Source organism: Paenibacillus sp. FSL W7-1287 (assembly GCF_038004245.1).
In the GTDB taxonomy this organism is placed as follows: domain Bacteria; phylum Bacillota; class Bacilli; order Paenibacillales; family Paenibacillaceae; genus Pristimantibacillus; species Pristimantibacillus camelliae.
The window spans coordinates 1472713-1498953 of the sequence record NZ_JBBORD010000001.1; the positions used below are offsets into that span (position 1 = coordinate 1472713).

Annotated in this window: 21 protein-coding genes and 1 pseudogene; 19 read left to right on the plus strand and 3 right to left on the minus strand. The window is 43.9% G+C overall.

Features of this window, described 5'->3' with window-relative positions; genetic code table 11:
• The first annotated feature begins 7 nt into the window (after positions 1–7).
• From thiE to NSQ99_RS06680, 7 genes are all read left to right on the plus strand, one after another.
• Positions 8–652 (plus strand): thiamine phosphate synthase, encoded by a 645-nt coding sequence (gene thiE, locus NSQ99_RS06650; protein WP_340835844.1) that lies wholly within the window; start codon positions 8–10, stop codon positions 650–652.
• Positions 636–833, plus strand: a complete 198-nt coding sequence (gene thiS / locus NSQ99_RS06655; protein ID WP_251671196.1) for a sulfur carrier protein ThiS — start codon at positions 636–638, stop codon at positions 831–833. Before thiE ends, thiS begins: the two co-directional genes overlap by 17 nt.
• 11 nt (positions 834–844) lie before the next feature.
• A complete protein-coding gene (locus tag NSQ99_RS06660) occupies positions 845–1618 on the plus strand; it encodes a thiazole synthase (RefSeq protein WP_251671198.1) in 774 nt (257 codons plus the stop codon).
• A 54-nt stretch (positions 1619–1672) separates the two neighbouring features.
• Positions 1673–2785 carry a glycine oxidase ThiO gene (thiO, locus tag NSQ99_RS06665; protein WP_340835845.1) on the plus strand — a complete coding sequence of 371 codons (1113 nt, stop codon included), beginning with the start codon at positions 1673–1675 and terminating at the stop codon, positions 2783–2785.
• A gap of 51 nt (positions 2786–2836) precedes the next feature.
• Positions 2837–3721, plus strand: a complete 885-nt coding sequence (thiD, locus tag NSQ99_RS06670; protein ID WP_340835846.1) for a bifunctional hydroxymethylpyrimidine kinase/phosphomethylpyrimidine kinase — start codon at positions 2837–2839, stop codon at positions 3719–3721.
• A gap of 340 nt (positions 3722–4061) precedes the next feature.
• Complete coding sequence (locus NSQ99_RS06675) at positions 4062–4517, plus strand: DUF2269 domain-containing protein (RefSeq protein ID WP_251671204.1); 456 nt, start codon at positions 4062–4064, stop codon at positions 4515–4517.
• A gap of 102 nt (positions 4518–4619) precedes the next feature.
• Positions 4620–5201 carry a uracil-DNA glycosylase gene (locus NSQ99_RS06680; RefSeq protein WP_340835847.1) on the plus strand — a complete coding sequence of 194 codons (582 nt, stop codon included), beginning with the start codon at positions 4620–4622 and terminating at the stop codon, positions 5199–5201.
• A 145-nt stretch (positions 5202–5346) separates the two neighbouring features.
• Here the strand turns inward: NSQ99_RS06680 and trxB are convergent, their stop codons facing one another.
• Positions 5347–6267 (minus strand): thioredoxin-disulfide reductase, encoded by a 921-nt coding sequence (trxB, locus tag NSQ99_RS06685; RefSeq protein ID WP_251671208.1) that lies wholly within the window; start codon positions 6265–6267, stop codon positions 5347–5349.
• A 398-nt stretch (positions 6268–6665) separates the two neighbouring features.
• On the opposite strand from trxB, the gene NSQ99_RS06690 reads away from it, so the two are divergent.
• Entirely contained in the window at positions 6666–7886 is a 1221-nt protein-coding gene (locus NSQ99_RS06690; protein ID WP_251671210.1) for a DUF515 domain-containing protein, read from the plus strand.
• Positions 7887–7954: 68 nt separating this feature from the next.
• On the plus strand, positions 7955–9067 hold the full coding sequence (locus NSQ99_RS06695; protein ID WP_251671212.1) for a S1C family serine protease: 1113 nt from the start codon (positions 7955–7957) through the stop codon (positions 9065–9067).
• A 41-nt stretch (positions 9068–9108) separates the two neighbouring features.
• Here the strand turns inward: NSQ99_RS06695 and NSQ99_RS06700 are convergent, their stop codons facing one another.
• Complete coding sequence (locus NSQ99_RS06700; protein ID WP_340835849.1) at positions 9109–9999, minus strand: hypothetical protein; 891 nt, start codon at positions 9997–9999, stop codon at positions 9109–9111.
• A 160-nt stretch (positions 10000–10159) separates the two neighbouring features.
• A complete protein-coding gene (locus NSQ99_RS06705) occupies positions 10160–10768 on the minus strand; it encodes a superoxide dismutase (protein ID WP_251669819.1) in 609 nt (202 codons plus the stop codon).
• Positions 10769–11073: 305 nt separating this feature from the next.
• Here NSQ99_RS06705 and NSQ99_RS06710 point away from each other — a divergent pair, with 305 nt between their 5' ends.
• The 10 genes and pseudogenes from NSQ99_RS06710 to NSQ99_RS06755 all read left to right on the plus strand — a co-directional run bounded on the left by NSQ99_RS06710 (position 11074) and on the right by NSQ99_RS06755 (position 26225).
• Positions 11074–11499: a GNAT family N-acetyltransferase gene (locus NSQ99_RS06710; protein WP_340835852.1), complete on the plus strand. Its 426-nt coding sequence runs from the start codon at positions 11074–11076 to the stop codon at positions 11497–11499.
• Between the two features lie 164 nt (positions 11500–11663).
• Positions 11664–12698 (plus strand): alpha/beta hydrolase family protein, encoded by a 1035-nt coding sequence (locus NSQ99_RS06715; RefSeq protein ID WP_340835854.1) that lies wholly within the window; start codon positions 11664–11666, stop codon positions 12696–12698.
• Positions 12699–13148: 450 nt separating this feature from the next.
• The gene (locus NSQ99_RS06720) at positions 13149–14216 is read left to right on the plus strand and encodes a hypothetical protein (protein ID WP_340835855.1); all 1068 of its coding nucleotides are present in this window, start codon (positions 13149–13151) and stop codon (positions 14214–14216) included.
• A 15-nt stretch (positions 14217–14231) separates the two neighbouring features.
• Positions 14232–15887 (plus strand): annotated as a pseudogene (locus NSQ99_RS06725) (collagen binding domain-containing protein); the annotation flags it as partial.
• A complete protein-coding gene (locus NSQ99_RS06730) occupies positions 15876–16544 on the plus strand; it encodes a collagen binding domain-containing protein (protein WP_340838746.1) in 669 nt (222 codons plus the stop codon). The pseudogene NSQ99_RS06725 and the gene NSQ99_RS06730, both read left to right, overlap by 12 nt.
• A gap of 23 nt (positions 16545–16567) precedes the next feature.
• Entirely contained in the window at positions 16568–20284 is a 3717-nt protein-coding gene (locus NSQ99_RS06735) for a carboxypeptidase regulatory-like domain-containing protein (RefSeq protein WP_340835856.1), read from the plus strand.
• A 107-nt stretch (positions 20285–20391) separates the two neighbouring features.
• On the plus strand, positions 20392–21159 hold the full coding sequence (gene srtB / locus NSQ99_RS06740; protein ID WP_340835857.1) for a class B sortase: 768 nt from the start codon (positions 20392–20394) through the stop codon (positions 21157–21159).
• Positions 21160–21315: 156 nt separating this feature from the next.
• Complete coding sequence (locus NSQ99_RS06745) at positions 21316–21924, plus strand: GGDEF domain-containing protein (protein ID WP_340835858.1); 609 nt, start codon at positions 21316–21318, stop codon at positions 21922–21924.
• A gap of 53 nt (positions 21925–21977) precedes the next feature.
• Positions 21978–23099 (plus strand): response regulator, encoded by a 1122-nt coding sequence (locus tag NSQ99_RS06750; protein ID WP_251669808.1) that lies wholly within the window; start codon positions 21978–21980, stop codon positions 23097–23099.
• Between the two features lie 27 nt (positions 23100–23126).
• Positions 23127–26225 (plus strand): ATP-binding protein, encoded by a 3099-nt coding sequence (locus NSQ99_RS06755; RefSeq protein WP_340835859.1) that lies wholly within the window; start codon positions 23127–23129, stop codon positions 26223–26225.
• The last annotated feature ends 16 nt before the right edge of the window (positions 26226–26241 follow it).

Consider the following 26241-nt stretch of genomic DNA (forward strand, 5'->3'; position numbering starts at 1 on the left):
TAAAGCGATGAAGGATTTTAAGTTATACGCGATTACAGGTGAGCAGTTTCATCCTGGGAGGGATATGCTCGACGTAATGGAGCAGGCGATATTAGGCGGCGTTGATATTATTCAGCTGCGAGATAAATCGGGAGATATAGAGGCCATACGCAAAAAAGCAGTCGCACTGCGCCAATTAACTGCTAAGTACGGCGTAACATATATCGTTAACGATTATATCGATATCGCGCTAGAGGTTGATGCAGACGGGGTACATCTTGGGCAGGGCGACGTCCCGCTCGCCGAAGCAAGACGCAGAATGGGAAAGAAAATTATAGGCATCTCAACACATGCAATCGAGGAAGCGATTCAAGCGGAGCGTGATGGAGCGGACTATATCGGGGTTGGACCAATTTATCCTACGAAGACGAAGGAGGATGTGGTCGATCCTGTAACGGTTTCATACGTGAAGGAGGTTGCGAGTACGATTAAAATCCCGTTCGTGGCGATAGGCGGTATTAAGCTGCATAACGTAGATGAGGTCATTAAAGCTGGTGCCACGCGGATATGTGCAGTTAGTGAAATTGTCGGCAGTGATGATATTCAGCGTACCTGCCGTGAATTTTTAAGCAAGCTGGAGAAAGCGAGGGCTATACATGGAATTGATCATTAATGGGAAAGTACAGCAGCTTGAAGCGAAGACGATTAAAGATGTTGTCGAGCACTTTGGACTTTCAAGTAAGCCCATTGTCGTAGAGGCGGATGGTGTAGTGCTCGTATCTGAGCAATGGGTGGATACTGCCGTCAAGCCAGGCATGAAGATTGAGCTTGTTCATTTTGTTGGAGGGGGCTGAGGAGCTTGACGATGGATACATGGAAAATAGGTAACCGAACTTTACATTCAAGATTTTTCATCGGAACGGGGTTATTCCCGAATCCTTATGTACAGCAGGAGGCGATTCGGGCTTCAGGAGCTGAGGTGCTTACCTTCGCTATTCGTCGCATTAATCTGGAGCAGACCGAGGATGATTCGATACTGCAGCATATCGAGCCAGAGCAATTTCAGTTTTTGCCGAACACTTCCGGTGCTCGCACAGCAGAAGAAGCGGTGCGAATAGCTCGTCTAGCTCGTGCATCAGGATTAAGTGATTGGATTAAGGTTGAAATAAGCGCGAATGAGCGAACGCTGCTGCCCGATGCGCTGGAGACATTGAAGGCAACGGAGATTTTAGTGAAGGAAGGATTTACCGTGCTGCCTTACATATCGGACGATCCGATTATGTGTAAGCGGCTTGAAGAAGCGGGAGCAGCCGCTGTGATGCCCGGGGCATCACCGATTGGAACAGGTCTAGGCATACTTAATCCTTATCATCTTGGTCTTATTGTAGAGGAAGCGAAGGTGCCGGTAATCGTCGATGCAGGGCTCGGCACAGCGAGCGATGTGGTGCAGGCGATGGAGCTAGGAGTCTCTGGTGTGTTGATGAATACGCCAGTCGCTAAGGCTCGTGATCCGATCAAGATGGCACAGGCGATGCGGGTAGCGATCGAGGCGGGACGACTTGCTTATCTGGCAGGAAGAATTCCGAAGAAAAAATATGCATCAGCGAGCAGCGGGCTAGAAGCTTTTAAGCTGAGCTAACTAGCGCGTCAACCTAATTAGCGGAACGAAGTCAGCAGGAAAGTTGGTTATACGATGAAGGAATCGATTATGGTCATAGGTGGAGGCGTCATCGGGTTATCCTGTGCACTTGAGCTGCGCCAACGGGGATATGAGGTGACCGTACTAGAGCGTAACGAGTGTGGCGGGCAAGCATCTGGCGCAGCGGCTGGCATGCTAGCACCTTACTCGGAAAACGTTGAAAGCCCTGATGAGTTTTTTCAATTATGTCTACAAAGCCTGCAGCTATATCCGCATTGGCAGGAAGAGGTAAAGCGAATATCCCAGATGTCATTTGAATATACGAGCTCAGGCAGTCTTTATGTCGTGTATCACGAGGCAGATCTGCTTGCTTTAGAGGGACGCTTACACTGGCAGCGTCAGTATGGCTCAACGGGGGCTATTATTGACGGTGAGGAGTTGTTTCGACTGGAGCCGTTGCTGTCTCCAGAGGTGCGTGCTGCCTTGTATACGCCAGAGGAGAGCCATCTGTACGCCCCAGATTATGTTCGTGCACTAGAGCAAGCGTGCCGCAACGCAGGCGTTCATATTTATGACCGACTCGGGCAAGTGGATTTGCTGCAATGGGACAGCGAAGTTAAGGTGAGTACGGAGAATGGGCAGCATTTCCAGAGCGATCAATTGCTTATATGCTCTGGGGCTTGGGCGCAGCAAACGACGGAAGTGCTAGGCTTAGCTTTTCCAATCTACCCTATTCGCGGGCAAATATGCGCTTATGATAGGAAGGCTCATCCGATACAGCATATGGTGTTTTCTAGTCAAGGGTACCTGGTTGGTAAAGAAAATGGATCACTCGTATGCGGTGCCTCGGAGGATATCGCGGGCTTTTCCACCGAGGTAACGGAGCGAGGCATCGAACGTCTTAAGCGCTGGAATAAAAAAGTGTTTCCGAAGCTTGATGACATGCAGCCGTTTCATAGGTGGGCTGGGCTAAGGCCATCTACGCAGGACGGGATGCCGTTGATCGGCAGACTAAGTGGAGAAAGATCGCGTATTATCCTTGCTGCTGGACATTATCGAAACGGTATATTGCTGAGCCCTGCTACAGCGAAGCTAGCAGCTGATATCGTAGAGAAGAAGGATATAGCAGCTTATAATCTGGCCTTCTCACCAGAGAGATTTGTTTGATTGGGTTTATAGCTATATGGAAGAGCTGAGCGTTAGGGGGAGGTTAATCGGATGAATAACATCGGAAGAGTGAAGCAGCTGAACACGACAATTAACAGTGAAGCAGGCGCACGATCGATTCAGGTGCCAAGAGCATTAACGATTGCTGGCTCAGATAGTGGGGGTGGTGCTGGTATTCAAGCTGACCTGAAGACCTTTCAAGAGCTGGGCGTATATGGGATGTCTGCGATTACAGCATTAACCGCTCAGAATACAACCGGAGTTCAGGCTGTTTATCCAACGACTCCAGAGGCAGTGGTTATGCAAATTCGTTCAATTGGTAGTGATATTGGAGTAGATGCGCTAAAAACAGGAATGCTGTTCAGTGCTGAAATTATTATAGAGGTAGCAGAGGTTATTCAGGAATTTGGATGGACTAATGTTGTTGTCGATCCTGTCATGATCGCAAAGGGAGGATCGGTGCTGCTGCAGCATTCAGCCATTCACGCACTCATCACGAAGCTTCTGCCATTAACTGAGGTAGTTACACCTAACATTCCTGAAGCAGAGCATCTGACAGGCATGAGCATCAAGAGCGCATCACAGAAACGTGAAGCGGCACGCAAGCTTGCTGAATATGGCGCACGCCACGTCATCATTAAGGGTGGGCATGATGATGATGAGCTGACTGCGAGCGATCTATGGTACGATGGCCGTAACTTTACTGAGCTAGAGGGCAAACGGATTGATACGGTGCATACGCATGGAACAGGATGCACCTTTTCTGCCGCCTTAACGGCAGGTTTAGCTGCTGGGTTAGAGGTTGGGGCAGCTTTGCAGCAGGCGAAGGCCTTTATACAAGCGGCCATCGAAGAAGGGATAGCGATAGGGCATGGCCGCGGGCCGACGAATCACTGGGCCTATCAACAACGCAAGCAGCAGGTAGCTAGTGTGTAAGAGCTGCAGCTAGATCCTTACACAAACAACATACTAGATTATGACTTAACCGATCACATAACGCGATAACAGGACGTAAGAAGAATGACGATAAGATTTATCGTGACGGTAAGACATTGAAAGTTTCAGTACGATCATCATTTCAATTGCAAATTAACAGCTAACAGCTCTTGTCCACTAGATATGATGTGGAGCAAGGGCTGTTCTTATGCTGTGTATTAAACGACAAATGACATAGTCTCACTCCAATTGTTCACCGTTATGTTGAAGCTGTTGAGATGATGAGTATGGTAAAATAGTTGGTAATATTGCTAACTAGTACAAAGGTGGCAGATAGCTTATGACGACGTTATATAGTGTGCTTGTGTTTGTACATATCGTTTCAGCCATACTTGGTATGGGGCCTGGGTTTATATTGACATTCATCGTATCGAAGGCCAACACGATGAGCGAGTTAAGACATGCGTTTTATATACGACATCGCGTCCATATACTCGTTATGATTGGTGGAACATCATTACTACTTACAGGATTATGCATGGGAATGATACGTCCGTATTTGTTTACAGGTGGATGGTATATTACGAGCTTAGCCCTGTTTATCATTGCTTTATCGTTAGGGCCATTGGTGCTTTCACCTCGTTCACGTCCGATCAAGCGATTATTGGCAGAGCATAAAGGAGAAGAGATACCTGAGGAGTATTATACCTTGTCTAAGAAGCTTTTCTTTTTCGAGCATATAGAAAATATTATTTTCATGACCATCATTGTATTAATGATTACGAAGCCCTTCTAAGGTAGCTTTAGAGTCAGCCCTAGAGGAGGAAATCGTGAGTCGTTTGAAAAGCTTTACTCTAGTCCATGCTATGCATATAACCTTGAAGGAGGAACAAGCTGCATGGATATAGTATGCCCTTATAGCTGGAGTGAGGATCCTGCTCCTGTAGATACAGAAAATTGTGACGACTGCGGACTCATGCAGCATCGAACACGTATGATCTGGGGAGAAGGTAATCCTAAGGCATCGATTATGATTATATTAGATAATCCTGGGGCAAGAGAAGATCGAGAAGGAAGTCCCTATGTGTGCGGAACGAGGCAAGCGCTGCAGCAAGCCGCTTATACTGTTGGCTTCCAAGAAGAGGACCTTTATATAACTTATATTTTGAAGCGTAGACCCATTAAAGCCTACGATAAGTTGCGCACACGTGAGATTTGTATGAAGCATTTACATCAGCAGATCGATACAATATCGCCCCAATTGATCTTTTGTCTAGGTAACGTTGCCGTAAGCAGTTATTTTGGAGATGCTGATGCAGAGGTTAAGAGCTTAAGACAAAAGTGGAGCTCACCTAGAGGCATAAAGACTGCAGTATCGTATCACCCGTTAGCCGTGCGGAGAAGGCCTAACTTAATGAGTTATTTTGTAGAGGATTGGACGTTTTTAAGGACGGCATATTTAAACTATGCTGGTAAGTGAGTTGGCAATGTCACAAAGCCTACAGAGAAGAAAACGCAAGCTCCAGCGAAATTAGGGTTATCCCTCATTGCAGAAGCTTGCGCTTTTTATGTTGCGTTATATGCCCTAGCCATGAAATAACTAGATGCCTGTGCCTAAGCAGCTATTACATGCCTTCTAAGAAGCGCTCGCACTCAAGTGCAGCCATACAGCCTGTACCTGCGGCAGTAATCGCTTGGCGATACGTAGAGTCTTGAACGTCTCCACAAGCGTATACGCCCGGAATGTTCGTTTTCGTTGTGCCTGGCTCGACAAGGATATAGCCATTAGCATCTGTTTTAATCTGTCCATTAAGGAAGCCAGTATTCGGTGTATGACCGATAGCAACAAACACGCCATCTGTTTCTATCAATTCTTCTTCGCCCGTTTCATTGTTGCGTACTTTAATTCCTGTAACACCCATGCCATTAGCAAGGATTTCGATTGGCGTACGATTTAGTGCCCATTCGATTTTTTCGTTGGCACGCGCACGATCCTGCATAATTTTCGAAGCACGAAGCTCTGTACGACGGTTAATAATCGTCACCGTAGAAGCAAAGCGAGTTAGGAAGTTAGCTTCCTCCATTGCAGAGTCTCCACCACCGATTACAACGATCTTTTTACCGCGGAAGAAGAAGCCGTCACAGGTTGCGCAAGTACTAACTCCACGACCTACGTTCGTTTCTTCACCAGGAATTCCAAGGTATTTAGCAGAAGCTCCAGTAGAAATAATGACAGATTCAGCAACAATTTCGCCATGACCTTCGACATCAAGCACGAAAGGACGCTTGCTCATGTCCACGCTTTTAACAGAGCCTGTTTTGAATTCTGCACCGAAACGATCAGCTTGCTTGCGCATGTTAGACATTAGCTCAGAGCCCAAAATTCCATCTGGGAATCCAGGGAAGTTTTCAATTTCGGTTGTTGTAGTTAGCTGTCCACCTGGCTGCCAGCCTTCAATAACAAGAGGTGACATGTTCGCGCGCGCTAAATAAATTGCAGCAGTAAGACCTGCTGGGCCAGTACCTATAATAACTGTTTTATACACGATGATTTCCTCCGTTGTCTCTATAATCTAACTGTAATTAATATTTGCACAGTTGTTGTACATTTAAAGTATAATACACCGTAATGGATGTCAACACCGATTATGTAACTTTCACTTAATTTAAGATTAGATATTTTCGCCAAGACTATACATGAAAGGCAATAATGCTTAATTCGGTTACAGTGCCATTGTGCTTAGGAAAAAAGAACCAATTGCAAGATGGGTTTATTTTGAAATGGAGAACATTAACTATTTAGGTTAGAATAGAATGAGGCCTTATACTATAGATAAAGGCTGCTAGTTGAGTAAGGGTGGAGGCTGAGCAAAAAGTGTATTGTCATCACTGCGAAAGAAGCTTTGCTGAGGATGCTATATACTGTAGCCAATGCGGTAGAAAATTGCTTCAGCACAATATCACCAGGATCCAGAAGGTTGGGATATGGCCAGATGATGAAGTAGAGCATAGAGTTCATGATGCAGAGCTATCTGCAGATACTCATGCTAAGGCCAGTCGTTGGTTCCGGAAAAGATCTGTGTCAGCACGAGAAGAGAAGAGCAAGGGAAGCAATTTCGCAATAAAAACTACAGTAGCATTTATTATTTTATTTGTCATTATAATCGGTTTGTTATTTAACTATTATAAGTATGAAGTTTCTGTGAACGAGGAAGTACTAAGTCTTCAATCTAGGGCGAAAATCGAAGCTTTAGCAGGGAACTATGAACAATCGCTGGAGCTACTACAAGAAGCGATCACACTTAGACCTAATTTCAATGCTTTAATAGAGGATGAAAATATGGTCGTTCATGCGATGCGTATCAAACGAATGGGCGATGAGCTAGAACAAATCATCCAGCTTGGCAAGGAAATTGAGGCAGAGGATCAGCTTGAACAGCTGAGACAGGAGCTTAAAGGATATAAGGAACCTGTTTTCGATAAGCATCGGGAACGTCTAGAAGAGTTAAATATGAAATTCACAGTGTTAAGCCTATCGAATGAGCTTTCAAGAATTGGAACGATTGAGGATCTAGGCAATCTGCTCAACGTTGTGAATGGATTGATCGGTGAAGAAGCAACGAGCTTAAAGGAACAAATCATTGATCGCATTCGTACAACGGCAGCTGCTGAGGTGAATGCCTTGTTAGATCGCAAGCGGTTCACAGCAGCAATCTCAGTGACTGATGAGGCGCTGGCTTGGCTACAAGGAGATGAAGTGCTGCTAGAGCTGAAGCAGAGGGTGAAGCAGGGGCAAGCTGCATATGCATTGGCCGAAGAGCAGCGCATTCAACAAGCCATGGAGGAAGCAGCAGCGGAGGATTATATTAATCAGACGGCGGCCATTGAATTGATTGAATTTGAGAAGGTTATGAACGAGCTTGGCGATATCGTCATTATTGCTGATCTGAAGAACGTAGCAACACGCACCATATACGATATATCTATCACTTATCGTATCGTCGGTGCAGATGATGTAGTTATAAGCAGCGGGACAAGCAGTGTGACGCCTGACTACGTAGCCTCAGGTGAAGGAATGAGTTTTTCTATTACACTCCCGGAAGGCATAAGCTACGAGGAGGAACTAAGCTTAGACATTATAGAGGGCACTTGGCGTTTAGAGTAGAGAGTATAATCTAAATTATACAAACAAGGATAGAGAGTAAAGAAGCGATAGCTTGCAGGGGGAGAGGTATGAACTGGAGAGTAATATTGGTCATTCTCGGCGTCCTCCTAATGATAGGCGGAGGTTTAGTGGCTTATTTGGAATTGAAGGAAATGATTCCACGACAGCTCCATAGTGCACCGTTAATTGCAGTAGGTGAAAAAACGAAATCACTCAAGGATATTATATTTGAGACGCAGAAGCACGTCGTCATGATTGAAACCGACGCTGGCAACCAGGGTTCGGGCTTTCTATATAATGATCAAGGCGATCTCATTACAAATGCGCACGTCGTAACGGGCGTCAGACATGTTAGGGTGAAAACGGCTGATGCACGCGAGTTAGTCGGAGAAGTTATCGGTATTAGTACAGAGGTTGATGTTGCGGTTGTCAGAGTACCAGAGCTGGCGGGTAGTGATAGCTTGTCGCTAGTAAAGTATGAGAAGGCAAGCGTAGGCGATGAGGTGCTGTCCATCGGTAGCCCACTTGGCCTGCAAAACACAGTAACAACAGGCATCATTAGTGGCGTTGGACGGAGCTTGCAAATTTCCCCCTACACATACAGTGATCTGTATCAAATATCAACGCCGATTTCACATGGCAACAGTGGAGGGCCTCTCGTGGATACAGCGACGGGATTGGTTCTTGGTATCAATTCAGCAGGACTAGAAAATAGCTCGATCGGTTTTAGTATACCTATAGTAAATGTGCTGCCGCTCATTGAAGGGTGGACAAAAGAGCCTATGGCCATGCTGCCAGGCATATCCTTGAATGACGATGAGCAATCTCCAGTAGAAGAGAAGCAGCCGCTTGATCAGCTTGCTAGCTATCTCGTTAACCACTTTTATGATGCCATTAACATTAGGGATTACGTGTATGCCTATACTTTACTTGGAGTAGAATGGCAAGAAAGTACAAGCTACGTGAAATTTAGAGATGACTTTATTCATAAAAGAAATATATCGATTGATGACGAGCATATTTCACTTACCGAGGATGAAGCAATGGTGACGGTTATTATTTCTGCTGATGAGCGGAAAGACGGATCATACAACTTCATTAAACAGCAGGTTACGTTCCGTATAGGATACGAGGATGACCAATTAAAGTTGTTAAATAGCAAAAGTAAATATTTACAATAAAAAACAAGGGTGCAGTTCATTGAGCTGCGCCCTTGTTTTATTTAAGCATAGATGAGCTCGATACCAATTTGATCATTTGGCTGCAGCTGGTGACCAAGCGTAGTATCTGAGATCGATCTGCCATCGATACTTATTAAGCAGTCGACATTACCGCCTATACCTACTCCACTTACTGCAAGAATCTGCCCTTGTGGTGACAGCTGAATCACCCCAGTGCTGCTTAGCGCATCGTAAATAGTGATGCCTGGCTCATAATTTAAGCGATAGGAAGCCGTTGCGTTAGGGTACGCCGTACCACCGTTAATGTTCACATAAACTTGCTCATCTCGTGGCCCGCCGATTGGTATCGGAAGTGGTATTGGGAGGACAGGTCCACCCCAAGGTCCAGGGCCGCCCCAAGGTCCAGGTCCACCCCAAGGTCCAGGGCCGCCCCAAGGTCCAGGTCCCCAAGGTCCAGGTCCCCAAGGTCCAGGTCCCCAAGGTCCGGGTCCCCAAGGTCCAGGTCCCCAAGGTCCGTGCCCAGGTCCATGTCCAGGTCCGTGTCCAGGTCCATGCCCAGGTGAAGGTCTTAAATCCGCTATAGCTTCTGCTGCTAATTCAGCAGTAGGCACTGGATTGGCGTCTATGTCGCCCCATTGGCTATTATTCGATTCATCCTCTCGAGGAAAAGCTGGTGTTGGAATAGGTTGAAATAAAGGCTGTGGTTGGTATGGATATGGAGTCGGACCAACTCCCCAAGGACCAGGAGCGTATGGTCCAGGACCTCCCCATGGCTGACCATATGGCTGACCCCAAGGTGTAAATGGACCAGGTCCAATTAGAGGCGGAGCAACAATAGGAGGGAAGGGCAGCACAACTGGAGCGCTACTTGACGCTTGACGGCAATCACATGGATTAGATTTTTTTCGTGAAAAGCTTTGCTTATTACTCATGTAAGTATTCAAACTCCTTTACGAGTGAATTAGGCATTCGTCCTGCAGTAGCTTATGCTGTTGGAAGTTAATGGGTTCCACTCGTAAGGAGATAAATGAACATAAAAAATCCGTCTGAACATCGTTCAGACGGATTTTTGCAATGCAGTACGTATCGTAATTATAGAGCTGCTTCGTAGCGTTTTCCAACTTCTTCCCAGTTTACAACGTTCCAGAACGCTGCAATGTAATCAGGGCGTTTGTTTTGATAGTTCAAGTAGTATGCATGCTCCCAAACATCAAGGCCAAGAACAGGAGTTTTACCTTCCATAATTGGGCTGTCTTGGTTAGGTAGGCTGTATACTTCTAGCTCGCCGTTATTTACAGCAAGGAATGCCCAGCCACTGCCGAAGCGAGTTGTAGCTGCTTTTGCAAATTCAGCCTTGAAGTTTTCAAAGTTGCCGAATTTGCTATCAATAGCGTTAGCTAGCTTTCCTGTAGGAGCTCCACCGCCGTTAGGGCCGATTGTTTCCCAGAAAAGGCTATGGTTAGCATGTCCACCACCGTTGTTGCGAACAGCAGTGCGGATTGCTTCAGGAACACTGTCAAGGTCAGCGATTAGCTCCTCAACAGATTTGCTTTGAAGCTCTGGAGCAGATTCCAAAGCACCATTTAGGTTCGTTACGTAAGTATTGTGATGACGACCGTGGTGAATCTCCATCGTCAAAGCGTCGATGTGCGGCTCAAGTGCATTATGAGCGTAAGGTAGAGATGGTAATTGATGTGCCATGTTCGATAACCTCCAATTAATTATGTAGTTACATATTAATTATCTCTGATTTAAGGGAATAAAGCAACATTCGTGTTGAAAAAGTAGAATGCAACTTTAAACGCTATCGAACAGTGTGATACAAAGGCTAAAAATTTATTCATTATCATGTATAAAATAAAGCATTTAAGAGTTTGTGAGAGCGTTTACAAGAAAAATAGATGTTCATTTACAGAATTTCAAGATATAATATGTCTAAATATAAAGGATTTTAATAGAAACTGTCGTTATATTTTTGATACTGAACTTATTAAAAGTGGGTGTGGATGATGAATGTACGTTCGATTCAACTGGCTGATTATCGCCGTATCAAGGAGCTTTTCGAAGAAGTGCTCTCTGAAGAAGTTTGTGAGCAAACTCTAATCGCTTTCGGTCGTCAACTAGGCTGGGATAGTGATCTCGTAATCGTTGCTGAGGCTGACAATGAAATTGTTGGCGTAATCATAGGAACGATTGATAATAATAAAGGCTATTATTATCGTATCGTCATTGCAGAGAGTTATCAGAATAAAGAGATAGACAAGCAGCTTGCTGAAGCATTGAAGCAACGTTTTGATCAAAAGAAAGTATCAAAAATTTATATTACTGCAGATGAGGCTAATGAACCAATTTTTCCTTTGTTCGAATCATTAGGCTTTGCAGCGACGGACTTTATTACATCCTTTAAGAAACTAAGTATTGTAAGCGGGTAACACTCGCATTCTATGTTGGGCATATTTACGAGATTCGTAGATATGCTTTTTTGTTTTTAAATTATTCTTTCTAGGTGCGAGGTAAAATTTTACATAATCGTGCATATCTAGTATCATTCCAGATATGTAGGCAATTTTCTATTAAGAGAGAGGAAGGTTGAGAGATGAATTGGACCGTTGATGCCTTTTTACAGGAGCTGAACAAGGCAACATCACTTGACCGAGAGCGTAGATTGAATACGCTGTCTGAGCTTGAGAGAAAACAGTATACAATTAACGCCTTAAAGCGAGGATTAGGTCAATTTCCTGAGGATCATATTCCGATGTCTCCACAGCTAATTGAGCGTAAGGAATATGATGAATTTTATATGGAGCGTCTTACCTATACGACGATGCCACATGTTCAAGTGCCAGTGCTTGTTCTAGTCCCGAAAGAGAAGAAGGAACAATATTCTGCTGTATTAGCTTGTCACGGTCATGGGAGTGGACACTATGATGCACTCGGCATGGATGCAGCAGGGAATTGGCTTGATGAACCTGGCATCCACCAGCGCATCGCACTGCAATTGGTGCGTAAGGGATTAATCGTCGTTCTCCCTGAGGTTATGGGGTTTGGAGCTAGACGTGTAGCGAAGGAGATGAATCAGCCTCCCGGAAGTAACTCCTGTGCGACCTTATCTGCACAGCTGCTCATGAATGGAAGGACACTAGCTGGGATGCGTGTATATGAAGCGATGCGTGCACTAGATTATATGCAGACGAGAGCCGATATTAAGCCCGATCGTATTGGTGCATTTGGTTTCTCTGGAGGTTCACTTATTGCAGCCTATTCTGCAGTGCTGGATGAGCGAATGAAGGCGATCGTATTGTCAGGCTGGATGAATACCTTTGCGGATAGTATATTGTCGATTCGTCATTGCATCGATAACTATGTGCCTTCATTATTACAGGATGCAGAGCAGACAGATATTGTAGAGCTTCTTGCACCTCGACCGTTGTTTATTGAAGCGGGAGAGCATGATCATATCTTCCCCGTGCAGGCGACAAGACGGGCTGTTAAGCAGCTCGAGGAGCACTACGCTGCGCTAGGAGCTGCACAGCAGCTGGATGTTGACATTCACCCTGGGAAGCATCAAATCTCTGGCGTAAGCTCAGTGCCATGGCTCGTCGATCAACTTGGGGTAAGCGGATCAGCTTAAATAAATAATTTCGTCCATCATTGATTTCATTATTGATTGTAGATTGAGGGAACCTTGAAAGGCTTGAAGCCTTCAAGGTTCCTTTATTTTTAGGCATTTTGTATTACTACTGAAGCAGTAATCGTTGTACAGAAATTGTCGAGTACCGTTGTTTATACTAAGGTGAATTTTATAAAAGATAGAAAAAGTCATGACGTTATAGGAGGTGAAACAAAGCGTCGATGGCTCATTAAAGAGGCTGTATACATAGATGTCTCCTTATATGACTAGCACGATTACTTGTTTCACATAACGATAAGGGTTCAGAAGTATGCTGCCGAGATAATTAATAAACTGGGGTGAGAGAGGCGAGTCGTTTGCTTGCACTTGTCGCAGCTCTTCCATTTTAGAAGGCTGCGCATTACCAGCTAACGGTTAAAGATCTCTCCACACCGAGATGGGGAGAGAGGAATGAAAAAGGTTAACATTGCAATGCTTGCTTTGCTGTTAGTGCTCCAGGTATTATTTAGCCCACTTACAGTATTTGCTGAAGGTGACCCTCTTTCATCGCTACCAGCTGCTGGTGAATCAGCCGGCAATGAGACGGTAGAGGAAGTACAAGAGGATACGGAGACTAGTGGCGATGTAAGTACCGAGCCAACTGATGAAACGAATACAGACGAAGGGACAGATGCTGGTTCTGAAGAAGGTACTGACGAAGGAACAGATGCTGGAACCGAAGAAGGTACTGACGAAGGGACAGATGCTGGCTCTGAAAAAAGTGCTGAGGAAGGGACAGATGCTGGAACCGAAGAAGGTACTGGCGAAGGGACAGATGCTGGAACTGAAGAAGGTGCTGTCCAAGAGACGGATGCTGGCTCTGAGGAAGACACTGAAGGCGAAGTAGATGAAGCAACAGAAGAAGGTACCGAAGAAGATCTACTTGCTTCGCTAATGGCATTGCCAGCTAATATGCAGGCCGATGTTAAGATGAACTTTACCGGTTTGCGTCTATATGACCCTAATGGTCACCTCATTGTGGAAGCTGACGATTTATTCAGCTACACGGGTCCTAATCCGAAAAAAGGAGATAACGTCTTCTTAAGCTATGTTTTTGAGGTGGAACCAAGTCAAGATTATGGCATTGGCTCGAGCTTTGAATTCCCTATGCCTGCGAACATGATCGAGGAATATTTCGATGGTTCATTCGACCAAGCTAGAAGCCTAGAAGAGACTGGTGACTGGCTTGCCTATCATTCTACTTATGATAGTGATGCTAAGACGGTAACTGTCACACTGGATAGTGAGCTTGAGGAAGGCTCCGTTGGTACGATTCAATTTACATTTAATTCGAGATTCGGCGATTTTGCAGATGAGAATGAGCTGGAGCAGGATTTAATTATTCCGATCGAAGGCGGAGCATCTACGACGCTGCCATTTAAGTTTGATCCGCTAGGAAGCGGAAACCTACTTACGAAAAGTGCAGGAGCTATAAACCGCGCGGAAGATGGAACCGTATCAATTCCGTGGACGATATGAGCTAATACAGCTGGTCAGAAGCTAGAGAACGCTAGCCTAGATGATCTGCCAGATAGTAAGCATGAATTGACCGGAAATATAACGGTAGAGCAGTACAAGGTCGGCTTGAATGGCTTTAATCCAAGTACTCCGGGTGCTCCTGTAGATACGAGGAGTGAGACCGAATTTCCTATTCAGCTTGCAGACGGTTATTACGCTTACAAGATTACCTATGATACTGCTGTGACAGCTAGCCCAACAACATCAAGCGAGAATTATACGAATACAGCGACACTTACGGGAGACGACATACCAGGAAATACAACTGCAGGTGCCTCTCAATCGGTTAGCTACGGCCCGAGCCTTGCTAAATCGCAAATTGGCGATAAATACAAGTCGACATGGTCCATTAAGTATAACTGGCTAGGACAGAAAATTGATGCTGGCGATGCTAAGCTGACAGATATGATATCTATTCCAGGCGCAACAGGCAAGCACATCATTGATTACACAAGCTTAAAGGTGTATCGTGTAACGCTATCTGCCGATGGTCAATCTTCACAAAGCTTAACAGAACTGGTTGAAGGAGCTGAATATAGCTTTAATGGGTCTAAGGCCGATGACCGCTTTACTTTGGACTTCAGCGGAGATGCGAACAGTGACGGTGATGTAGCGGCGGCTTATCTTATCGAATATGAAACAGTGCTTGAGGATGAATTCGTAACGAACGCAAACAGTGGGACCGTAACGAATACAGTGACGAGAGCTGATAACGATGAAGCTAAATCAGCAACGGTTACGCTATCACCGAACATCTTCAATAAGTCTCGCGGGACGATTGACTATGTAAACAAAACGATTACATGGACATTGACGATTAACGCAGAGAAGGATCTGAAGAACTTCACAATAAGCGACAGCTTTACGACGGAGAATAAAGCTGGTGACTCATTACAGCATACACTAACAACATGGGATGGAACGGAACTATATCGTGTTACAGGTGCAAACGGGCTATCGTACAGCATTACCGATCAGGATGGCAATGCACCAACAGCTGGAAATGCAGGCTTTGAAATAGCATTTACAGATGATATCCCACAAGATACCACCGTTAGGATTCAATACAAAACAAAGTTTGACGTAAAGTCAAATGGTGGTGTCGCTAACGCATATATCAACACAGCAAATGCTTCGTGGGATGGTGCTGCAAGCATTGATAATGAAGCGAATAATAGAAGAGCGCATTATACTCCTGACCCAAGCTCGCCTACCTTTAACAACGGCTATAAGCGTGTATCGGTCGACAACAGCGTGCAAGAGTTTTCATGGCGCATCGCAGTAAATATTAATAAGCAGAATTTAAACAATGCTACGGTGACTGATACTTTAGGTGCTGGTCACTATATTGCTGTGCCTGTTGGTGAAACTTTGCAGGAGCAATTTACAATCACTCGATTGAATTTAGCATCATCAGAGGATGGGCAAAAAACAGCGTCTCAACTAAGTGCTTCAAAGTGGAGCATTGACCCAACCTTAACGGATGGCAAAGTAACAGGCTTCGTCATTACCTTTGCTGGCTTAACGGCAAGTGAAAACAATGAAGCCTACTTGATCGAGTATAAAACAAAGGACGCTGACGATATTTACGGTCAAAGCACAGGAGACGCTAGCAGGTATATGAACACGGCTATACTCGCTACTCCTGACAGCGGAAGCTATAGATATGATGCGACTGCAACCATTACTAATCGTGCGAACGAGCTCATTACGAAGTCAGCATCTATACTTCCAGCACAAGACATTATTAATTGGACAGTTATCGTCAATGCGTCTAATTCGCAGCTAGGGGAAATTGTACTTACAGATAAGCCATCTGCCAATCAATTGCTCTTGCTAGATACATTCAAAAAGCAAGAAACTAAATTAAACGCAGGCGGCACCTCAGTCAATGTAGGAGGCATAACTGAAATTAATGCAAGCGAGATCAGCGTTCAAGGTGACGGGAGCTTCAGCATTAATTTAGGGGATCTCAGTGGAAAAGGCTACATTATAACGTACTCCACCTATTTCTTGGGTGACGGTAATGAAGGTGAAGATGTTTCCAATGAAGCATCAATCGGCTACGCAGCAGCTGAGGGCAGCGGCACGAGCGACAAAGGCAAAGACCTTAAGCTCTTCAAATACGACTTCTCAGATACAAGTGCTTCAGGTGCTAAGGGTACGCTACAGGTGAACAAGTTCAAAGTAAACCCTTTAACTGGAGAAACTGATGTGCTTGCAGGAGTTAAGTTTGAGCTTTGGAATAAAGCCAACACAATTAAGCTATATGAAGGAATACGAATGTAGATGGTATAGTTGCATTCGAACAGGTGCGTTACGGAAAGTACATCCTGAAGGAGGAAACACCGACAGGCTATATCACTGCTTCAGACATCGAAATAACGATGAGTGCGGCGCTTGATATGGTTGTAGGTGGAAGTCCATATGTTGTCAACAATATTGAGGATGTAGATCTTTCAGGGGCATGTCCGGCATTTACTCTAACGGTTAAAAATATGGACGGACAGCTCGAAGCTAATAAAGTAATTACACTGCTGGATGGTAACGGTACTGTCGTCTACACAGGCACGACTAACGCCTTAGGGCAGTTAACTGATATTAATCGTCCAGGAACGACGGGCACGTTCGTTCAAGCTGGTGTGTACACTGTGAAGGATGCAGATGATGTTGTTCTAGGTACGGTGATCGTGAACTTTAACAATGGCGATTGTCAAGGTGAAGTGCAGCCAATCCCAGCGTGTCCGACCTTTACCATTGTTGTACACAATGAAGACAATGATGTTCGTCCAGATGTAACGGTTATCTTGAAAAACTCTGCAGGCGACATCATTACTACAGCGACAACAGATGAGAATGGTAAGTTTACCGTGCCAGTTACAACTCCAGCAGGCATCTATAAGCTGTATGAGGATAGACAGTATTTAGGTGAAGTTGTCATTAGCTATCAGAATGGCAATTGTGAAGCAGAATTGAATGTGGCAAGAGTATGTGAAACATTTATATTAACTGTATATGATGCTGATGGCAGAGCAAATGCCAATGCTTCTGTTACGATCGTCGATAAAGATGATCCTTCCAATACAGTTACACCAATGACCCCAACGGATAGTGAAGGTAAAGTAGCTATTGCCAATCTTTCACCAAGGACTTACCTTGTCAACGTAAATGGCACACAGGTTGGAGAATTTGCAGTAGGAACGGATTGTGAAGCGACCGTTCAGCCGCCAATCGCATGCCCGACCTTTGTCGTGACATTGTTCGATGAGGATGGCTTAGTGACAGCAGGTACGGAAGTGACGCTGACGAATACAGTGACGAATGCAGCCTTTACGAGAACGGTAAATGGAAGCGGTGAAGTATCCTTCCTATCTAGCTTAGGTGATGTGCCACCAGGCGAGTACGAGGTAGCTATTTCCTCTGGAAGCGATGCAGGTAAAGTGCTAGGCACCTTTACAGTGACCTATACCGGTAATTGTGAAGCGGAGGTCGTAAAGCCGCGTGCATGTACGGTATTTGAGATTACCGTCATTGCGCCAAATGGAACGACGCCAAAAGCGAACACAAGAGTGATCGTGAAGGACAGCGCAGATGCTGAAGTATTCAACGGCATGACAAGTGCAGAGGGTAAGATTGCGCTGCCGGCCAACCAAGCAGTTGGCACATACACCGTACATGAAGTACTGCCAGATCAAAGCTTGGAGCAGCTTGGTAGTGTTAACGTATCGTACAAGGATGATTGTCAGGCTGTTGTTATGAAAAATGCATGTCCGACCTACACATTAACCGTAAACAATAGCGACGCTACTCCATTCGCTGCAGGCGTGAACATCGATATTAAGAATCAAGCCGGAGATGTTGTAGCAACGGGTGTTACGGATGCAGCTGGTCAGATTGTGTTCAGCGATAAAGCAAAGCTGCAGCAGGGCGAAACCTATACGGCATATGTTAGCCAATCAGGTGTAGAGCTAGGTGACTTTACAGTTAGCTACATTGATGAAATCTGTGGTGCAACGCTGCAAACTCCAGCGAATGCTTGCCCATTAGTAACCATTACAGTACATGATGAGGATGGAAATCCACGTCCAGATGTAAGGGTAACGTTGAAGGATTTGTCTAACACCACGATTGCAAGTGAAACGACAAATGCAGACGGCAAATTCGTTGTACCAGCTACCACACCAGCAGGTACGTATAAGCTGTACGAGGATAAGCAGTTTGTAGGCGAAGTCGTCATTAGCTATCAGAACGGGAACTGTGAAGCGGTGCTGAATCCGCAAGATATTGCGAGAGTATGTGAAACATTCGCATTAACTGTGCATGACCAAAATGGCAACACTCGCAGTGCTGCAGCCGTTACGATTGTCAGCAAAGCTACGAATACGGTCGTTGCAACGATGACTACCGATTCAGATGGTATAGTGCTGCTATCCAATCTAGCGCCTGGCGCCTATGAGGTCTATGAGGCTAGCACTAAGCTGGGAGAATTTATCGTAGGAACGGATTGTGAAGCGACCGTACAGCCGCCAATCGCATGTCCGACCTTTGTCGTGACACTGTTAGATGAGGATGGCTTAGTGACAGCAGGTACGGAAGTGACGCTGACGAATACAGTGACGAATGCAGCCTTTACGAGAACGGTAAATGGAAGCGGTGAAGTATCCTTCCTATCTAGCTTAGGTGATGTACCACCAGGCGAGTACGAGGTAGCTATTTCCTCTGGAAGCGATGCAGGTAAAGTGCTAGGTACCTTTACAGTAACCTATACCGGTAATTGTGAAGCGGAGGTTGTAAAGCCGCGTGCATGTACGGTATTTGAGATTACCGTCATTGCGCCAAATGGAACGACGCCAAAAGCGAACACAAGAGTGATCGTGAAGGACAGCGCAGATGCTGAAGTATTCAACGGCATGACAAGTGCAGAGGGTAAGATTATGCTGCCGGCCAACCAAGCAGTTGGTCAAGTAATTGTGTATGAAGCAAATGATGATGGAACCGCAGGTGAAGAGCTTGGCCGCGTTAATGTTACGTACAGACAAGATTGTCAGGGTATCGTAATGAAGAATGCATGTCCAACCTTTACACTAGTTGTTATTGACAATGACTTGTCTGCTGTAGGAGCAGGAGTTAAAGTGACGATTGTTAATAAAGCAGGTGAGATTGTCGAAGCGGGTGTAACGAACACCGATGGAAAGATCGTGTTTAACGATAAGGCAAAGCTGCAGCATGGAGTCACATATACCGTACTGAATGAGTCCGGTATTGAGCTCGGCAATATCACAGTGAATTATATTAACGAGACATGCGAAGCAGCTGTACAGGTACCAGTGAATGCTTGCCCTGTATTCACATTAAGTGTTCAGAACATGTATGGTCAGACACGTGAGGGTGTTTCCTTCGAAATTAGAAATACAGAAGGAGCAGTTATTGCAACTGGCACTACTGATGAAAATGGTGAAGCGGTTATCCCGTATACTGTTGAGCCAGGTGTTTACTATGTATACGAAGGCACTAGCTATGTAGGGACTATTAACGTTGGAGAGCAATGCAGTGCGTTAGTGAAGCCTTATGTACCGCAAGGCCCAGTACCGACTCCGGATGTTAGCCCAGAGCCTGCACCAGAGCCAACACCAGAAACAGATCCAGAGCCAACACCAGAAGGTGACACAGAGCCAACGGTCGAGACTGATCCAGAGTCAACACCAGATGCTGATCATTCAGAGTCAACACCAGATACTGATCAATCACCAACACCAGAAGGAACACCTGAACCAACTACGCCAGAGCAAAATGCTGATGTAAGTCCGGTTCAAACACAAAAGCCTAAACCAGATTCCATTACAGCTGGGAAAGAAGAGACAGCAAGCAACCATTCAGCTGCTCCAGCGGGTAAAGGTGTAGGCGGTGCTAAGAATGAGCTTCCGAAAACAGGAGATTCTATTTCATTGATGATTTGGTTATTTATCGGAAGTGCGTTGCTTCTAATCGCGATACTATTACGTGGCAAGCGTAGAGTGCATAGCGAGTAAAAAGTTTTGCAATGAACGTTCTGCAATGATTCAAAGGTATTACATTACATGTAGGATGCGTACAGTAGGTGTACGCATCCTTTGTTCATGAAAGGAGAATGCTTAAGGTGAGGCTGATTAAAAGGTTGCTGCTCATCATCTTAACGGGCATTTTTATATATAGTGGGGCTCATATCGTCATGTATCTGTATGATGGTTATAAAAGCAATACATTGCATGCTCGCTTGAAGCAACAGTATACGATAGGATTACAAGCTGAGCATGCTGCAGTACCGATTGGGAATGAAACTGAAAGCAAAGCTCAAGCTATGCAGCAGCGAGGTGTAGATAAATTTAAGAGCTTACTAGAGTTAAATTCTGACACTGTAGGCTGGATAAGCATTGCGGGAACAAAGATCGATTATCCCGTCGTAAAGTATAGTGATAATGACTACTACTTAAACCATGATATAGAGCGTAAACGATCATTGCGCGGTGCAATTTTCATGGACTATCGTAATGAGGATATTACGAAGGATGCTCATACCGTTATTTATGGTCATCACATGAAGGACGGCAGTATGTTTGGTGAATTATCCAATTATAAAAACGAAGCATATTACAATGAGCGAGACATTATTGAATTTGACGGCTTGGAGCAGTCTACCACATGGAAGATATTTTCGGTGTATACGTATACGCCACAGCATCAATTTTTTCAATTTGAATTTAATAATGAGCAAGAATACAGTGAATATTTACAAAAAATCATTGCTGAATCGAGCTACGATACAGGTGTCAACGTTTCAACGCAAGATCAAATCCTTACGCTAGTAACATGCACATACGAAGTAAGCGATGCGAGATTTATTGTTCACGCTAAAAGAATAGATTGACGTAAATGAAGTATCTATACTTGCTAAGAAATTGTCTAGTTCTATCATGTATAGTTTTGTACGAGTTAAAGGTTTTGCATCCCGCTTAATGTTTGCGGGATGTATTTTTTGTTTATTTAGGTAATTCCTTGTATTATTGGAGTGATGGATGTTTCTATGGAAGCTAATATATTTATACAAAATGGTTGGATGCTAACACTAGCAATCATTATTCAAGTCTTACTAATCATATTGGTAGCTGCACTTTTTGAACGAAATAGATTGAAAAAGCTAGCCTATTGGGATTCAGTTACTGGCTTGCCTAACCGTAATGAATTGAATCGTATGCTAAGAACGCCTAAAGGAAATATAAAGACGGCAATTTTATTTCTAGATTTAGATCGTTTTAAAGTTATTAATGATACGTGGGGACATGGCGCTGGTGATAGTCTGGTAAAGGAAGTAGGGAAAAGACTAAAGCAATTTGTCACTTCCGAACAGCAAGTGTATCGGTATGGAGGCGATGAATTTATTTTCGTGATAAAGGGCAAAAGCGTGGATCATGCGGAGCAATTAGCGGGTCTGATCCTTCAAAGTATACAGAATGAGTATCAAATTGGTGGTTTTGAGTTCAATATTACAGTAAGTATAGGAATTAGCCTCGGAAGTGCTCATGATGCTAATTACAGCGACCTGCTGCAACAGGCTGATAAAGCGATGTATCAAGCCAAAAAGTTAGGAGAAAATCGCTATTGTTTATATTCTGACTTCACGGAATCGAACTAATTAAAATAACTTAGGCTTTACCACGTTTTTTGCGTGTATAGGAGGAAAGTTTTATGAAGGTTATTGTTGTTGACGATGAACAGCTAGCACTTGCTCGTATGGAAAAATTAATAGAGGAAATTGAAGGTGTACAGTTGATCGGGACATTCATAGATCCTCATCGAGCGCTAGATGCAATAAAGAAAGAACAACCGGATATCGTTTTTCTCGATATCGAAATGCCTGAAATAAATGGGATAGAACTAGCTGAAAAAATCCAGAACTTCAATTCGTCGGTTCATATTGTATTTATTACGGCTTATAGCAATTATGCCATTAAAGCCTTTGAGATTAATGCACTTGACTACCTTCTTAAGCCGATCATGCGAGATCGATTATTGAAAACAATCAGTCGCCTAAGAGACACGCGCCCAGTTAGTGCCCATACTTCTCACGAGCAAAGGGTATGCTGCTTCAAATCTCTCAATTTTATCGGTGATGGGGAGCAGAAGCTTAATGTCCGCTGGAGAACAAGCAAGACCAAGGAGTTATTTTTATTTCTACTTCAACATCGGCAAAAGCTTATTCGTAAGGAGGTTATCATTGACACATTTTGGCCTGAAATGAACTGGGATAAAGCTTTTACGCACTTATACTCAACGATTTATCATATTCGTAAAGCACTAGAGTCCATAGGCTTTAATATAAAAATATTAAATTATGAAGATGGGTACATATTGGATTTGAACGGCGTGCGGCTTGATGTAGATGAATGGGAAAATGGTTTAAAAGAGCTTCCCCCGATTAATAGCGGGACGATACCTATGCATAAAAAGCTGATTTATTTGTATCAGGGAGAATATTTAGCGGAAACGGACTATACCTGGTCAGAGGCTGAAAGAGAGAGAATTAGATCACTCTGGTTTGGTCATTCCAAGAAGCTTGCAGATTATTATACATCGGTAGGAGAATTTAACGAAGCCATTACCGTATATCATAAAATTCAGGAGCTATATCCTTATGCAGAAGTCAGTTATCTAATGTTGATGAAGCTATATAATAAACTTTCTAATCGCTATCAGGTTGAGTATCAATATCATAAGATGACAGAGATGCTGAAGAACCAATTTAATGTCTCACCTAGCGCTGAGGTACAGAAATGGTATGAGCGCTGGAAGGAAAAGCAAGCTACGTAAAATAGGAAAGGAATTCAGGATACCGCTTTGAAAAAATTAGATAAGATACGGATGAAAAGATTCGTAAGTTTAACCGTAATGTTTTTACTAGTGCTTTCTGTTTTTCGTTTTGTATGGTTTTATTCGTTCACAACACCGGAACACCCAAAGGTCAATCGAGGTGTATTGGATCTTAAAGGCTGGAGCCATTTATCTGATCACATCGTTTCTTTAGAGGGAGAATGGCAATTTTTACCTGGGGTTTTTCTGTATAATGAGATAACAGATGTCTCTTCCATTGTACCTGCTAACGAATTTATTTCAGTTCCTGGTACATGGAGCTTTACGGATAAATCTTCAGATAAGCACGGATATGGTACGTACCGAATGAGGATTAAGCTGGATCCCAATCAAGAAGAACGATATTCTATCCATTTTCCTAAAATCGGTAGTGCAGCGGAAGTGTTTATTAATGGTGAACTGGTATATAAATTAGGTAAAGTTGCTGTCAATAAGCAGGAAAGTCAACCGAGGAATGCTCCCTTTACTGTTCATTTAGAAATCGATAAGTTGGAGGAGATAGAACTCGTTATTCATGTAACCAATTTTGATGATTTTTTATATGGTGGGTTGATTGCATCACCAATCTTTGGGACTGAACAGAATATTGAAAAAAGCTTAACGATTGATTTAGCTGTCGTTCTATTCGCCTGTGCGATTTACTTAGTTAATGCCCTTTATGCGCTTATCATTTATATTATGGGCTTTCGTAATAGACGAGACAATCGCCTGTTATATTTTTCTTTAATGATTGGCATCGTTATTTTTATTACGTTACTTACAGAAAGGTTATTATCTGTTTGGCTTGATATGAATTTTGAGTCGAGCTACAGAGCAATTAATGTAGGTTTGATTGCTGGTGGATATTTGATGCTAAAGCTTACCAGAGGGCATCTTCCAAAATTGCTGCAAGTTCGTTGGTATGGCCGATATGTGAAGCTTATGGGGATATTAGGATTGTTATCTGTCGTGGCCCCCCTTCGGTTCATTATACCCATAACACATGTCAACTGCTTTATCGCGTTAGGACCATGTTTAGTAGCCATCTTGTATGCTGCCAAAACGATTAGCCGGTTGAACCGGGATCATTTATTTCTGTATTTCGGAACGCTAGCAGCAGTGTACAGTTTAATTTGGCTCATGATTATCGAGATCTTTAATATCCAATTTAAATCCTATCCATTTGATCTCCTCATTGCAGTTGTCTGTTATTCCATGTACTTTATAAAACAATATTTTCTAGCACTTGATCAAACCGAACAAATGATGGCAGAGCTTCAACAAGCGGATAGAAACAAAGATAGATTTTTAGTTACGGTTGCGCATGAGATGAAAAATCCACTTCATAGCATAATGAATATATCCCAAAGTGTAATTGATAGAGAGAGTAGTAATCTGAACGAGCAAAGCGATCGTGATCTAAAGCTATTAGTAACGGTCGGACGTCGAATGTCCCTCATATTGAATGAATTGCTAGAATTGGAGAGAGGGTATGTAAAGCGAGATGCCATCGAGTTAAAGGAGACATCCGTTCATAGCATCGCGGAATCCGTGGTGGACATGCTCCGGTTAATGGCGGACGCTAAAAAACTGCGACTAGTTAATCACATACCGGCTAATTTTCCAAACGTTCTTGCAGATGAACAAAAGCTGTATCAGATTTTATTCAACCTTATTCATAATGCGGTTAAATTTACATATGTCGGTGAGGTTTCCATTCATGCAGTTGCTACAGACAAGTGGGCAACAATATCCGTGAGGGATGACGGAGTAGGCATCGAGGAGGAGTATGTAGATCGTATATTTGAACCCTATAAAGGAAAGCAAGCCTCTCGTGTACAGCAAGAGGAAGGTTTAGGAATTGGCTTAAGCATTTGTAAGCAGCTAGTTGAAATCCATGGTGGAGAGCTGAAGGTAGACTCAACGTTAGGAGAAGGTTCAGTTTTTTCATTTTCACTTAGATTATCTCCCAGCAACCAGCTGGAAGAGACCGCAGCAGGCTTTGAAGCTGCTGTAGACAAGTATCAAATCGAGGTCTCTACAGAGCTTACTAGTCCGCAATTGAGCATCGAGAACCAAAGTGCCGGCAACCATCAGAACAATATTCGAATATTGGCCGTTGATGATGATCCTGTCAACTTAAAGGTGCTTGAAAGTATTTTTTCATTGGTCCCTTACAAGGTGTACAGCGTAACGAATGGAGAAGATGCTTTAGCGTTGCTCAATAAAGGTAACTGGGATCTGGTTATTGCTGATGTGATGATGCCACGGATGTCTGGCTATGAATTAACTGCTCGCATTAGAGAGAGGTACACGATGTCAGAGCTTCCTATTCTGCTATTAACCGCATATAACCAAGAGGAAGGGATTGAAGCTGGCTTTCGCGTGGGAGCGAATGACTATGTTGCGAAGCCGATGAATGCGATAGAGCTTGTCTCTCGAGTGAAATCACTTATACATATGAAACGGTCGACGAGTGAAAAAATGCGTATGGAAGCAGCTTGGCTGCAAGCACAAATCAAGCCGCATTTTATGATAAATACCTTTCATTCTATTGCCGCGCTTGGCAGAATTGATCTGGATCAGATGGATCATCTGATTGATGAGCTATCCCAATATGTAAGGCTGAGTATCGACTTTCAAAATTCTGAGGGATTGGCTCCTATCAATATTGAGCTTGAGCTTGTTCGAGCTTATCTCTCCATCCAGCAGAGACGCTTTGGCAATCGAATACAGGTAATATGGCAAGTGGATGAATCGATTGACATAAACATTCCTCCGTTGACCATTCAGCCAATTGTAGAGAATGCCATATCACATGGCATACTGAAACGAGTCTCTGGAGGCAGGATAACGATAAGCATTGCAGATCACGGTGATTGTGTCTCCGTAACGGTAGAGGATAATGGACTTGGGATCAGTAAAGCGACTTTAGACGGATTGCTGGATCAAGCAGCTAATCATAAAGGAATTGGCTTGCTAAACACTGATCGGCGGTTGAAGCGAGAATATGGGTGTGGGCTCACCATGAAGAGTGAAGAAGGAAAAGGTACGTCGGTTTCATTTCGTATACCGAAGAGGGGATAGATGAAAGGATGTGTCA